Origin of the sequence: Fontisphaera persica, assembly GCF_024832785.1 — a bacterium.
GTDB lineage: Bacteria > Verrucomicrobiota > Verrucomicrobiia > Limisphaerales > Fontisphaeraceae > Fontisphaera > Fontisphaera persica.
The window spans coordinates 605,098-618,507 of sequence record NZ_CP116615.1; the positions used below are offsets into that span (position 1 = coordinate 605,098).

At 60.8% G+C, this 13,410-nt stretch carries 5 protein-coding genes; 4 read left to right on the top strand and 1 reads right to left on the bottom strand.

Annotated elements, in window-relative coordinates:
* Nucleotides 1–48: 48 nt before the first annotated feature.
* Nucleotides 49–8,730, top strand: a complete 8,682-nt coding sequence (locus NXS98_RS02375; RefSeq protein WP_283846867.1) for a lamin tail domain-containing protein — start codon at nt 49–51, stop codon at nt 8,728–8,730.
* A 76-nt stretch (nt 8,731–8,806) separates the two neighbouring features.
* Here the strand turns inward: NXS98_RS02375 and NXS98_RS02380 are convergent, their stop codons facing one another.
* The gene (locus tag NXS98_RS02380) at nt 8,807–10,096 is read right to left on the bottom strand and encodes a PQQ-binding-like beta-propeller repeat protein (protein WP_283846868.1); all 1,290 of its coding nucleotides are present in this window, start codon (nt 10,094–10,096) and stop codon (nt 8,807–8,809) included.
* Between the two features lie 124 nt (nt 10,097–10,220).
* Between NXS98_RS02380 and radC the strand changes: the two genes are divergently transcribed.
* From radC to rfbB, 3 genes are read left to right on the top strand one after another with little or no spacing between them, the layout of a single operon-like run.
* A complete protein-coding gene (gene radC, locus NXS98_RS02385; protein ID WP_283846869.1) occupies nt 10,221–10,958 on the top strand; it encodes a RadC family protein in 738 nt (245 codons plus the stop codon).
* Nucleotides 10,959–10,985: 27 nt separating this feature from the next.
* Nucleotides 10,986–12,269, top strand: a complete 1,284-nt coding sequence (locus NXS98_RS02390; RefSeq protein ID WP_283846870.1) for an FG-GAP repeat domain-containing protein — start codon at nt 10,986–10,988, stop codon at nt 12,267–12,269.
* 59 nt (nt 12,270–12,328) lie between these two features.
* Nucleotides 12,329–13,393, top strand: a complete 1,065-nt coding sequence (gene rfbB / locus NXS98_RS02395) for a dTDP-glucose 4,6-dehydratase (RefSeq protein WP_283846871.1) — start codon at nt 12,329–12,331, stop codon at nt 13,391–13,393.
* Nucleotides 13,394–13,410 lie beyond the last annotated feature (17 nt).

Genomic DNA, 13,410 nt, shown 5'->3' on the forward strand with positions numbered 1-13,410 from the left:
CGGGCGCGCCGACCATCCCGTGTTTTGCAACAACAACGATTTAATGATATGAATAACAGCAAGATGAAACCTCGCCTGTGGAAGTTGGGGCTGTGGCTGTGGTGCGTCCTTTGCGCCGCCAGCCATGTTACAGCCGCGTTAACGCACCGTTACACTTTTGATACAGATGCCCGCGACAGCGTGGGTGATGCCCATGGCCAACTGGTCAACGGGGCCACGGTCACTGGCGGGGCCTTGGTGTTGAGCGGAGCCAACCAGTACCTCAACCTGCCCAATGGCTTGCTCAGCAACCATCACTCCATCACCATTGAGGTCTGGATTACGGACAATGGCAGCGGCAACTGGTCCCGCATCTACGACTTCGGCAGCAGCTCGGCGGGCGAGGATTTCCCCATTGGCACCTCCGGCACGTCCGGCACGCGCTACATGTTTTTAACACCCCGCAGTGGCAGTGGCACGCTCCGGGGCGCACATACCCTGACGGGGGGCGGCGCGGGTGAGCAGATTGCGGAATGGGGCGGGACGGCCCTGCCGTCTGGCGTCATGAAGCATGTGCTGTGGGTTTATGATGCCGCCACGAGCACCGTCCGCCTTTATGTGGACGGCCAGGTGGTGGGCATCAATGAGTCGGTCACCATCAAACCTTCGGATTGTGAGCCGACGGTCAACAACTGGATTGGGCGTTCCCAATTTTCCGCGGATGCCTTCTTGAATGCGCGCATCCATGAGTTTCGCATCTACGATGAGGCCCTGAGTCCGTTCCAGGTTTCCCTCAATTACAACGTCGGGCCGGACCTGATGGTCACCAATCCTGGCACACCTCAGGCGCTGCGCCTGAGCGGGCCGTCCCAGTTGACCGTGGGCGGTTCGGGCCCCGTGACGCTGCGGGCGGATTTTACGGCGGTGACCAATGTCACCATCACCTCTGTGCCGGGGGTGACCTATCGTTCCAGCGATACCAATGTGGCGGTGGTTTCGCCGGCGGGATTGGTGACGGCGGTGGATGGGGGCGAGGTGGAAATTACGGCGCTTTACCAGGGCTTGTCGGCCACGTGGCGGCTGGCGGTGCAGATGCCGCCGCAGACCTTGCGGCATCGTTATAGTTTCACCACCGACGCCACCGATGCCGTGGGCGGAGCGCATGGGGTTTTCATGGGGGGGCCGGTCATCTCCAACGGGGCGGTGCGTTTGAATGGCGTCAATCAATATGTGGATTTGCCGAATAATCTGGTGATGACTTACTCCAACATCACCTTTGAGGCGTGGGCCATTGATTTTGGCAGCGGCGGGTGGGCGCGGTTGTGGGACTTTGGCAACAGTTCTGGCGGCGAAGGCAACCAGGGCGGAGGCACCAGTTACATGTTTTTGGCGTGGCCCTATGGCGGCGGCGGCGGCATCCGGGGCGCTTATAAGACCGCCACGGGCGCCGAGCAGATTCTGAACGTTGCGCCACAACCTCCGATTGGCGTGCGGCAGCATATCGTTTGGACGCAGGATGCCGCTTCCCAGACGGCGCGCTTGTACATCAACGGCGTGCTGCGCGGGGAGAACGCGGCATTCACTTACACACCGGCGGCGATAGGCGCGACCTTCAATAACTGGCTGGGCCGGTCGCAATACAATGACCCCTGGTTCAATGGTTCCATTGACGAGTTCCGTATTTACAACGTCGCCATTACCGCGGCGGAGGTGCAGCAAAACTACGAGCTGGGGCCGGACGTCTCCCCGCAGAGCGGCCCGGTGACCATCACCACGGCGCCAGCCAGTGTCACGGTGCCGGAGGGGCAACCGGCGATATTCCGGGTGGCTTATGTGGGACAGCGCCCCGTGACGGTGCAATGGTACCGCAATGGCGTGGCGATTCCTGGCGCCACCAACCTGAGTGTGCGGGTGGCGCAGAGTCTTCCGCAGGATGATGGCACGGTCTTTACGGTGGCATTGACCAACGTGGTGTTGGGCACGCCTTACGGGGTGACCAGCACGGGCGCCACCTTGCGGGTCATTACGGACACGGTGCCCCCGCAAGTGGTCCGCGCCTTTAACATCGGCTCCAATGAAGTGCGCCTGGTCTTTTCCGAGCCTGTGGCGGTGGCCACGGCCACCAACGCGGCCCATTATGGTTTCACCAACGGTCTGGCCGTGCGCGAGGCGCGCATTAGCGAGGATGGTTTGACCGTCACCCTGAACACCGACAGCATGACCTTTGGCGAGGTGTACACCTTGACGCTGCAAGGGTTGGCAGACCGTGCCACCACTCCGAATTTAATTGCCAGCGGCACGACGGTGACGTTGCTGGCCAGCCCCTACGCGCCGGTGGATATTGGTGGCGCGCAGCCCGCTTCCTTCCAGATTGCCCAGCCGCAGGGTTATCAGGTCTCCGGGGGCGGCGACGGCGCAGGTGGCACGGCGGACCAGCTTGGTTTTCAATACCGGCTGGTTTCCGGGGATTTCGACGTGCGCGTGCAGGTGGTGCAGTTGGAGGCCAGCAATTTGTGGGCGCAGGCCGGCTTGATGGCGCGTGAGTCGCTCGAGGCCAATAGTGTTTTTGCGGCGGCCTTGACCACCCCGGGAGCGGTGGGACAATTCTTCCTTGCCCGCCAGACCACCGGCGCCCGGGCCGTCCCGGGAGCCTCGGTGCCTCCCAACTATCCTTATGTCTGGCTGCGCTTACAGCGGGCTGGCAATGATTTTATCGGCTACACCAGTTTGGATGGCCAAACATGGTCCAGACTTGGCTCTGCGACCTTAAGCGTGGGGCCAGCAGTCTATCTGGGCATGGCTGTTGCCAGCCGCACCAGCGGGGCCTTGGCGACGGCTCAGTTTGCCCATCTGGGGGATAATCCGAGCCAGTTAACCGCGCCTCTTGTCCGCCCGGGCGAGCCTTTGGGACCGTCTTCGCGGCGCACCGGTTTGGTAATCTCTGAAATCATGTACCGCCCGGCGCCCCGCACGGACGGCAAGGTGTTGGAATACGTGGAAATCTACAACAGCAATCCATTCTTCCATGATATGAGCGGCTACCGGCTGTCGGGTGACATTGCCTACACCTTCCCTCAAGGCACCCTACTGCCGGGAGGTGGTTTTCTGGTGGTGGCAGCCAATCCAACCGATGTGCGGGAGGTGTACAACCTGACGCAGGTCCATGGCCCCTACACCAACACTCTGCGCACCAGCGGCACGCTGCGATTGCGCGATGAACAAAATGCGATTCTGTTGGAAATTGAGTACCGCAACTCTCATCCCTGGCCCATGGCGGCGGATGGGACGGGGCACTCAATTGTTCTGGCACGCCCGAGTTACGGTGAGAATGACCCGCGGGCGTGGGACATCAGCGACGAGGTGGGCGGCTCGCCGGGGCGCATGGAGGTTTATCGTCCCAGCCCGCTGCGGGAGGTGATGATTAATGAAATCCTGGCCAACGCGGGGGCCGGGGAAGATTATGTGGAACTGTTCAACCGCAGCCGGCAGACCAATGACCTCTCCGGCTGTATTCTGACCGATACTCCCAACAATAATAAATATCGCATACCGCCGGGGACCTTGATTCCTCCCTCCGGCAAGTTGGTGTTTTACCAGAGCCAGCTTGGCTTTGGCATTAAAGCAGGCGGCGATACGGTGTATTTGAAGAATCCGGACGACACGCGGGTGTTGGACGCGGTGCGCTTTGACGCGCAGGCGGAAGGGGTGTCCTTTGGGCGGTGGCCGGATGGGTCTGGCGAGTTTTACTTATTGGCCTCGCAGACGCCCGGCAGTGCGAACAGCGCGCCCAGACCCAGTCCAGTGGTCATCAATGAAATCATGTATCACCCCTTGAGCGAAAACGATGATGACCAATATGTGGAATTGCACAACCCGGGCACGGCGCCGGTGGACTTGAGCGGCTGGCAGTTGGTGGATGGCATTCAGTACACCTTCCCTCCCAATACCCAGTTGTCTGCCGGCGGCTACCTGGTGGTGGCGCGCAACCGCACCAATTTGCTGGCGAAGTACCCGGGGTTGGATGGCAACCTGGTGGTGGGCAATTTCGAGGGACGGCTGGCCCGCAACGGGGAGCGGCTGGCGCTGGCTCAACCCTGGGTGAACATCACCACCAACAATCAAGGCCGCGTGGAGACCAATCTGTTGATGGTGGTCGTGGAGGAGGTCACTTACGCCGACGGCGGCCGCTGGGGCCTCTGGTCGGACGGCGGCGGCAGCAGTCTGGAACTGCGGGACCCGCGGGCCAACCGCCGGCTGGCCTTCAACTGGGCGGACAGTGATGAAACCCAAAAGGCACCGTGGACCACCATTTCCGTGGTGGACGGCCTGCTGGACAACGGCTCCAGTTACAACAATGAAACCATCGCCTTTTTCCAGGTGGGCCAATTGGGGCCGGGTGAATGTCTGGTGGATAATTTTGAAGTGCTCCGCACGGGCAGCACGCAAAATTTTGCCACGAATCCTGACTTCGAGAGCGGCATGGCCAACTGGGCAGTGTATGGTTGCTTCTCCCGCTCTCACCTGGCCCCCGGCCAGGGCGTGGGCGGAGGCAATGCGTTGCGGTTGCGCACGCATAACCGCTTTTTCACCCTTGCCAATCATGCCGAAGGCGCCATGGCCAGCGGGGCTTTGGCTTCCGGCAACACCGGCACCTTGCGGTTCCAGGCACGCTGGTTGCGGGGATGCCCGGATATCATCATGCGATTGCGCGGCAACTGGCTGGAGGCTGCCGGCCGCATGATTGTGCCCTCCAATCTTGGCACGCCGGGCGCGCCCAACAGCCGTGCTGTAACCAATGCGGCGCCCGCCATTTACGCGGTGACACACCAGCCTGCCCTGCCGGCGGCCGGCGAGCCAGTGCGGGTGGTGGCGCGGTTGGATGACCCGGATGGCGTGGCGGGAGCTTTGCGTTACCGCCTGGACAATCAGAGCAGTTATACCGAGGTGGCCTTGCGCGATGACGGCCAGGAGGGCGATGAGGTGGCCGGCGACGGTGTGTTCAGTGCGATGATACCCGGCCAGAACGCCGGCGTCACGGTGGCCTTTGTGGTGGTGGCCCAGGACGGTTGGAACGCCCAAAGCCGTTTTCCGGAATTGTTGGACGACAACAGCCCGGCGCGGGAATGTGTGGTGCGCTGGGGCGAGCCAGAACCGGCCAGCGCCTTTGGCACCTATCACCTCTGGCTGACCGCTTCCAACGTGACCCGTTGGGTGACCTTGCCGGTGCTGAGCAATGAGGACATTGACGGCACGCTGGTGTACAACGGGCGCGTCATCTACAACATGGGGGCGCGTTATGCGGGGAGTCCTTACCACCAGGCCTTTGACGGTCCGGCGGGCACCCGCGCCTGCCATTACACCTGGCAAATGCCCAAGGATGACAAGCTGCTGGGGCACACTTCCTTCAACAAAATGCACTGGATTGGCAATGACATCCAGGATGACAATGCCAATGCCAACGTAAACGATGCCACCTTGCAGCGGGAGCAGGTGGCCAACGAATTGCTGCGCGGGCTGGGGTTGCCGTGGGTTTATCGCCGGTACGTGGCGGTTTATGTCAATGGGGTGCGCCGCGGCCAGTTGATGGAGGATGCCCTCCGGCCGAGTGTGAGCGTGCCTGATTCGTACTTCCCGGATGACGAGGGCGGCTATTTGTACAAAATCCAGCCGTGGTTTGAAGGCGGCGCGCCGTCCACTGGGAATAATGCCAATACCCCGTGGCAAAACAAGGAATGGGCCTCTTTGCGGGCCTTCACCACTACCGGCGGGGCCCACAAACTTGCCCGCTACCGTTGGAATTATCAGGTGCGGGAGTCGGCGGACAACAACAACAATTACACCAACGTTTTCAACCTGATTAACATCGCCAACGCCTATAACAGCCCCACCTATGTCAGCAACATGATGAAGGTGGCCAACATGGAGAACTGGCTGCGCCTGGTGGCGGCCAACCATGCGGCAGGCAATTGGGATTGTTTTGGCATTCAGAACCAGCAGAACGTCTATGGCTACGTCAGTCCCAACGTGCCATGGACCTTGTTCATGTTCGACTTCAGCATTGTGCTGGGCAACCGCATTTCGTGGGGGCCGGCGCAGAATCTGGAGTATGTGGTGCCGGGTAGTGGCTCCTTTGCCGCCGACCCCGCCTGGCAGCGCATTTATTCCAACCCCACCAGCAACCCCAGCAACCCGGGCAATCCCACTTTCCGCCGCATGTATTGGCGGGCGTTGAAGGAGCTGGCCTTGCGCGTGATGCAACCACAAAACATTGAGCGCTTGATGGATGCGCGTTATGCCGCCTTCCGGGCCAGCGGCTTGACGGCAGCCTCACCGCAGGCCATCAAGGACTGGATTGCTTCCGCCCGGGATGGCATCGCGGCGCAGGCGGCCGCATTTGACACCACGCAGTTTGGTCCGGCGGCCTCCACGCTTACCTTCGGCACCAATGCCATCATTCTCTCCGGCAAGGCGCCGTTGGAAATCGCCACCATCGAGGTGAATGGGCTGGCTTATCCGGTCACCTGGAGCACGATGACCGACTGGAGCCTGCAGGTGGCTTTGCCGCAGGGCACAAACGTCCTGCGGTTGTCCGGCCGCGATTACTTTGGCAACGCGGTGACCAGTGCCGTGCGAGAGGTCTCCGTGGTGGTCACCCAGCCCACAGAGCCAGCGCAGGGCAGGGTGGTCTTCAGTGAAATCATGGCCAATCCGGCCGTGCCGGATGCCGAATATGTGGAATTGTTCAATACCTCGACGACGACAGCCTTTGATTTGTCAGGCTGGCGCATCAACGGCCTGTCCTACCAATTCCGCGGCGGCTCCATTCTTCTGCCGCGCTCCCATCTGGTCATCGCCAAAAACCGGGCTGCATACATGGCGGCGTATGGGGCCAATGCGCCGTTGCACGATGTTTTCAATGGCAATTTGCAGAGTGGCGGGGAAACCCTCACCTTGTTGCGACCCGACCCGGCCACCGGCACGGAAGTGGTCATGAACCGCGTGCGCTACGACAGCGAAGCGCCGTGGGCGCCGGCCACCAACGGCATGGCGTTGCAATTGCTGGACGCGCGGCAGGACAACCGGCGGGTCAGCAATTGGGGCGTTCCGTCCGCAGGCTGGCGGTATGTGAGTTACACGGGCACCAACCTGATTGGCACCGCTGTCCTGGTCATGTACCTCAATGGTCTGGGGGAGATTTATCTGGACGACGTCAAGCTGGTGGAAGGTTTGGTGGCGGAGCAGGGCACCAATCTGCTGGTCAACGGAGATTTTGAGTTGCCGTTGACCACCGGCTGGACTTTGCCCCTCAGCAACCAGGTGGCGGAGCTGAGCACCGCGTACGTGCGCTCGGGGCAATACAGCGTGCGCTTGCGGGCCACCAACAGCCTGGTGGTTATCAACAATACCTCGCTCAAGCAATCGTTCAGCCCAGGTTTGGCGACCAGCCGGCCCTATACCTTGAGCTATTGGTATTATCCGGTGCCGGGCAATCCCAACTTCACCACCCGTTTGCAGCCGGGCACCATGAACTTCACCCACAGCGCCGCGCCGCCGCCGGCGGCCACGCCGGGCGTTTCCAATAGCGTGACCGCCACCCTGCCGCCGTATCCGGAAATCTGGCTCAACGAAATCCAGCCGGAGAACCTGAATGGCGCGGTGGATGGCTCCGGCCGCCGTGAGCCGTGGGTCGAGCTTTACAATGGCGGCACCAATGCCATCAACCTGGAAGGTTGGAGTCTCGCCAATAATTACACCAATTTGCTCCAGTGGACTTTCCCGGCCGGCGCCAGCATTGAACCGGGAGAGTTTCTCCTCGTCTGGCTCGATGGCCAGCCGGAGCGCTCCGTGGGGCGCGAGTATCATGCGTCCTTCCGTCCCACGCCGGGCACCGGCTCGCTGGCCTTGTCGCGGCCGGTCAACCAGATGCCGCAAGTGGTGGACTACTTCAATTACCGGGAGGTGCCGGCCCAGGCATCTTATGGCTCCGTGCCGGATGGGCAGCCGTTCTACCGGCAGGTGATGCAAGTGGCCACGCCGGGTGCCACGAATACGGCGGCCGTGGCCCCGTTGATGGTGTTCATTAACGAGTGGATGGCTGGCAACCAGCTATTCCTGGCCCAACCGCAAACCGCCCTTTACGAGGACTGGTTTGAATTGTACAACCCCGGCCCCGCGCCCGCCAATTTGAGCGGTTACTACCTGAGCGACCGCCTGAATAATCCGTTCATGTTCCGCATCCCGGACGGCTGGATTATTCCGCCGGGCGGCTATCTGTTGGTGTGGGCGGATGGGAATCCGGCGTTGAACACCAACCGCACGCATCTCCATGTGAATTTCCGCCTGAACGTGGACGGTGAGGCCATTGGTTTGTTCACCCCTGATGGGGCGGTGGTGGATGCCGTCACCTTCGGCCGGCAGACAAATGACGTGAGTGAGGGACGTTTCCCTGACGGCGCCGCTACGCGTTATTTCATGGTCAATCCCACACCGGGCGCGCCCAACCGGCTGAGCGCGCCCGCCACTCCGCCGCAATTGGTGGCCCCGGTGGTCAACCCGGCAGCGCGTACGTTGAGCTTCCAGTTCACCACGGAGCCGGGACGCCAGTACTGGCTGGAATACAAGGACAGCCTGGCGCCTTCGGTGCCGTGGCAGGTGCAGACCAATTACACCGGCTCCGGCGAGCCAGTGACGGTCACGGTGGGCACCACCAACGCGCCACAACGCTATTACCGCCTGGGCACGGGTCCGTAAGGGTGGCGCCCTGGAGGTGGATTCGGATGAGGGGGCTTGGGGGCTTCTTCCAGGCCCCCTCGTTATTTTTTTTCTGTCACTTCGCGCCGGAGCCACCCTTCACGTCGTAGCACCATAACATTTGGTGGTCGCGCAAATACAGCCGGCCGTTGGCCAAAACAGGATAGGCCCAGGATTTTTCCATCGCCTGGCTCCGGGCAGGGCGGTCCGGCGGGTTGAACCGGCCTTTTTCGCGATAGGCCTCGGGAGTTGCCTCCACCAGGGCGACGGCGCCGTTTTCGCCGTGGAGGTATAAATGACCATCGGCGTAAAGCAGGGAGGCGGCTCCGATGGAGGCATTTTCCCATTTCACCTCGCCGGAATTAAACTGCACACACATGAGTCCCTGGGCGCTGGTGCCGTAAAGATAATCCCCCACCAAAACCGCCCCGCCAATGGCCGTGGGGAGTTTGGCCCCGAAGTAAACCTGCTCGGCCTGCACTTCACCGCCAGCCATGGTGAGTTTGACGGCGCCGGCGCCGGTACCCGCTCCGGCGCTGAACACCCACTCGCCGCGGGCCACGGGCGAGGGGATGTTGGCTTTATATTTGCTCACTGTTTTATCGTAACGCCACAGCAGTTTGCCGGTTTTGGCGTCCACTCCCACCAAGCCCCCCGCAATCATTTGCACATATTGCTTGAGGCCGCCGGTTTCCACCACAATGGCTGAGGCGTAAGCAGCCTCGTTGGCGCCGGTGATGGGGCATTTCCAAATCACATTGCCATTATTTTTGTTGAGCGCCAGGAGGGTCGCGTCACCGCCGCCGGGGGTGCAAACTACCACCTCGCCATCCACCAGGGGCGATTCGGAATAAGCCCAGGTTCCCGGTTTTCCGCCAAAGTCTTCGCGCAGACTCTTTTGCCAGCGGATTTTGCCGGTGGCGGTCTCGACACAGGCCAGGTCACCGTCCGAGCTTAAGGCATAGAGCAGGGGGCCATCCACCGTGGGGGTGGAGCGTGCCGCAGGGAAGCGGGGTTGTTGATTGGGGTTGCCCACCTTGCCCAGGCGGGTACGCCAGAGGCGCCGGCCATCGGTGACATCATGGGCTTGGACAAATTCATCTTCCAGCCCTTCGTTGCTGAGCACGTAAAGGCGGTTGCCGGCGACAACGGGAGCAGCGTAGCCCTGGCCCAAATCTTTAACCTGCCACACCAGCCGCGGACCTTCTGCGGGCCATTGTTTAAGCAGGCCGGTTTCGGGAGAATGACCGTTGCGTTGCGGGCCGCGCCATTGGGGCCAATCGGCTGCCGTGGCGGTGAACGCCGTCAAAACCAAGGCCAAACCACCGAACTGGAGAACCGAAGTAAGGCGAGGATTTGTGTTCATAGGTTGATGTTTTTATCAATCATCGCTTTTATCCTAATCCAAGGGTGGAAGTTTGGCGAATCTATTGTTGGCGCGTTCCCGCTTCAGTCTTGGCATTTGTGGAGCGATTTTGAATAATCCCTTCATGGAAGCCCGATTGGACGATGCCCGCGAGGATTTGACGCCCATTCTGATGCGTGACTTTCCCTTGAGCGAGCGTCCACGCGAGCATCTGGCGCGGCAGGGAGCTGAGCGATGTTCCAATGCGCAACTGCTCGCCATTCTCCTGCGCACGGGCACCAAGGGCCGCAATGTCATGCATGTGGCCGAAGATTTATTGACCCGTTTTCAATCCCTCGAGGCCTTGAGCCGGGCCACGGTGGAGCAGCTATGCAAAACCCCCGGCATAGGGCGTGACAAAGCGGTGACCTTGCTGGCCGCCTTTCAACTGGCGGTGCGCATTGCGCGGGAGAAAGTGCACGAGCAACCTTTGCTGGATACGCCTGACAAGGTGGCCGACCTCTTGCGCCAGGAAAATTTGCAGTACCAAACCGAGCAGTTTCAATTGGTGCTGCTGAACACCCGCCGCAGGTTGATTCGGGTGGAAAAACTGGCTCAGGGGACGCTTGACAGCGTACTGGTGCATCCGCGGGATGTTTTCCGGCTGGCGATTGCTGCCAATGCCTCGGCCATCATCCTGGTGCATAATCACCCCAGCGGTGACCCCTCGCCGTCGGAGGCCGATATTCGGCTGACGCGGGATTTAATACGGGCCGGATTTTTGCTTAAAATTGAAATACTGGACCACGTCATCTTAGGCCGGCCTGGACCGGGCCGGGAGAAGGATTACGCCTCGCTGCGAGCCATGGGAGTGTGGGCCTAAACAACCAAACCAAACAAAATACCCCCTATGAATACAGCCTGTTCCTGGCATCACGCTTGCCGTGCTGGCCTCGGTTATATGGAACTGTTCGTCGCCTGCATGCTCATGGGGCTTGGGGGACATCGAAGCGTGGCGGCGGAGGCGGCAGCCGTCTGGGTTCATCCCGGTTTACAGCATTTATCCACGGCCAGGGGAGACCTGCCACCGCCCAATTCGGGCAACCAACAGACGGCTTCGCTCGTATTGGACGTGGATAAGGATGGACTCAATGATGTGGTGATTGCCGAACGCACCAAAGCCCCGGCGGTGGTCTGGTTTAAACGCCATGCCCATGGGTGGACACGGCATATCATTGAAGCAGGCCCGTTGCGGGTGGAAGCGGGCGGGGCGTTTTATGACATTTCAGGCGATGGTGCGCCGGACATTGTTTTTGGCGGGGACGCGGGAAGCAAGGAAGTATGGTGGTGGGAAAACCCCCATCCTCAACACAATCCCAATACGCCATGGCGGCGGCGCCTCATCAAGGCTTCGGGGGCCAACAAGCACCATGACCAGTTGATGGGAGATTTTGATGGGGACGGCCGGGTGGAACTGGTGTTCTGGTGTCAGGGGGCGCGGCAATTGGTGCTTGCGGCATTGCCGGCCGACCCACGCGCCCATGAGGGCGAGTGGCCCATGCGTGTTATTTACTCTTATCCAGAGGAGGAGATGCAACCGCGTGGCACCTATCCGAGCTGGCGGCGGCCCAATGAGCATGAGGGGCTGGCAGCCGCGGATGTGGACGGAGACGGCAAGCTGGATATGGTGGGGGGTGGCCGCTGGTTCAAGTACGAAAAAGGAGGCTTTGTCCCGCATATCATTGATGCGGCCTACACCTTTACGCGCTCGGCGGTGGGGCGTTTCAAGCCGGGGCCACGCCCTCAGGTGCTGCTTTGCATTGGCGATGGCCAAGGCCCCATGCTGATGTACGAGTGGCAAAAAGGCACTTGGACGCCCAAAGTGTTGATGGAAGAACTCTGGGACGCGCATTCGCTGCAGGCGGTGGATTTTAATGGCGACCAACACTTGGACATTTTCGTGGCGGAGATGCAATTGGGGAAAAATCCCAATCCTCGTGCGTGGATTCTTTTAGGCAATGGTCAGGGGGATTTCAAAGCCGTGGAACTCTTGCGGGGCTTTGATTTGCATGAAGCGCGCGTGGCGGACTTGAATGGTGACGGCCGTCCGGACATCCTGGCCAAGCCTTACACCTGGCAGGCGCCGCGCCTGGATATTTTTCTCAATCGCGGCCAGTTTCAGGGCGGATGGTGACTTGGCGCAGAGCCGATTTGTCGGCATACTGAGGCGGATTAGTTTATCGGCTACATGACATGAAAATACTGGTTACGGGCGGAGCAGGATTTATCGGCTGCAACCTGGTGCGGCATTTGTTGCAGCAGGGGCACGAGGTGTTGAACTTTGACAAGCTGACCTACGCCGGCAATTTGGAATCGCTGGCGGATGTGGCCGGGCACCCCGGCTACCACTTTGTGCAAGGCGACATCAGCGACGCGGAAACGGTGCGGCGCGCCCTGGCCTGGTTCAAACCACAGGCCATCATGCATCTCGCCGCCGAATCCCACGTGGACCGCAGCATTGATGGCCCGATGGCTTTCATCCAGACCAACGTGGTGGGGACGGCGGTGATGCTGCAAGCCGCCCGCGAATACTGGCAGGCCTTGCCGCCCGCGGAGGGGAACCGGTTTAGATTTTTGCACGTTTCTACGGACGAGGTTTATGGTTCGCTGGGGGCCACGGGAAGTTTCACCGAGAGCACGCCGTACGATCCGCATTCGCCCTACAGCGCCAGCAAGGCGGCCTCGGATCACCTGGCGCGGGCCTGGTTTCACACCTACGGCCTGCCGGTGATGGTGACCAATTGCTCCAACAACTATGGCCCGTATCAATTTCCGGAGAAGTTAATCCCCGTGGTCATCTTGAAGGCGCTGCGTGGCGAGCCCATCCCTGTCTATGGGCGGGGTGAGAATGTGCGCGACTGGCTGTACGTTCTGGACCACGCCGAGGCCCTGCTGGCAGTGTTGGAAAGGGGCAAACCGGGGGAGACCTACAACATCGGCGGCAATAACGAAATGCGGAATATTGACCTGGTGACCTTGCTGTGCCGGATTCTGGATGAGCTGCGGCCGGCGGCGCGTCGCGGCTCCTACACGCAACAAATCACCTTTGTGCCCGACCGTCCCGGCCACGATTTGCGTTATGCGATTGATGCCTCCAAAATCCGGCGGGAGGTGGGCTGGAGACCGCGGCAGGACCGGGAGTCCGGTTTCCGGCAAACCGTGCAATGGTATCTGGATAACGAACCCTGGTGGCAGCGGATTCTGGAGGGTAAATATCGTTTGCAACGCCTGGGGCAGGGGACGACCAGCCCCGCCTGAGACATCTGGGTTAGGGC

Coding starts and splice junctions, on each gene's coding strand:
- radC (WP_283846869.1), top strand. CDS start 10,221: ATGGAAGCCCGATTGGACGATGCCCGCGAGGATTTGACGCCCATTCTG.
- NXS98_RS02380 (WP_283846868.1), bottom strand. CDS start 10,096: ATGAACACAAATCCTCGCCTTACTTCGGTTCTCCAGTTCGGTGGTTTG.
- NXS98_RS02390 (WP_283846870.1), top strand. CDS start 10,986: ATGAATACAGCCTGTTCCTGGCATCACGCTTGCCGTGCTGGCCTCGGT.
- NXS98_RS02375 (WP_283846867.1), top strand. CDS start 49: ATGAATAACAGCAAGATGAAACCTCGCCTGTGGAAGTTGGGGCTGTGG.
- rfbB (WP_283846871.1), top strand. CDS start 12,329: ATGAAAATACTGGTTACGGGCGGAGCAGGATTTATCGGCTGCAACCTG.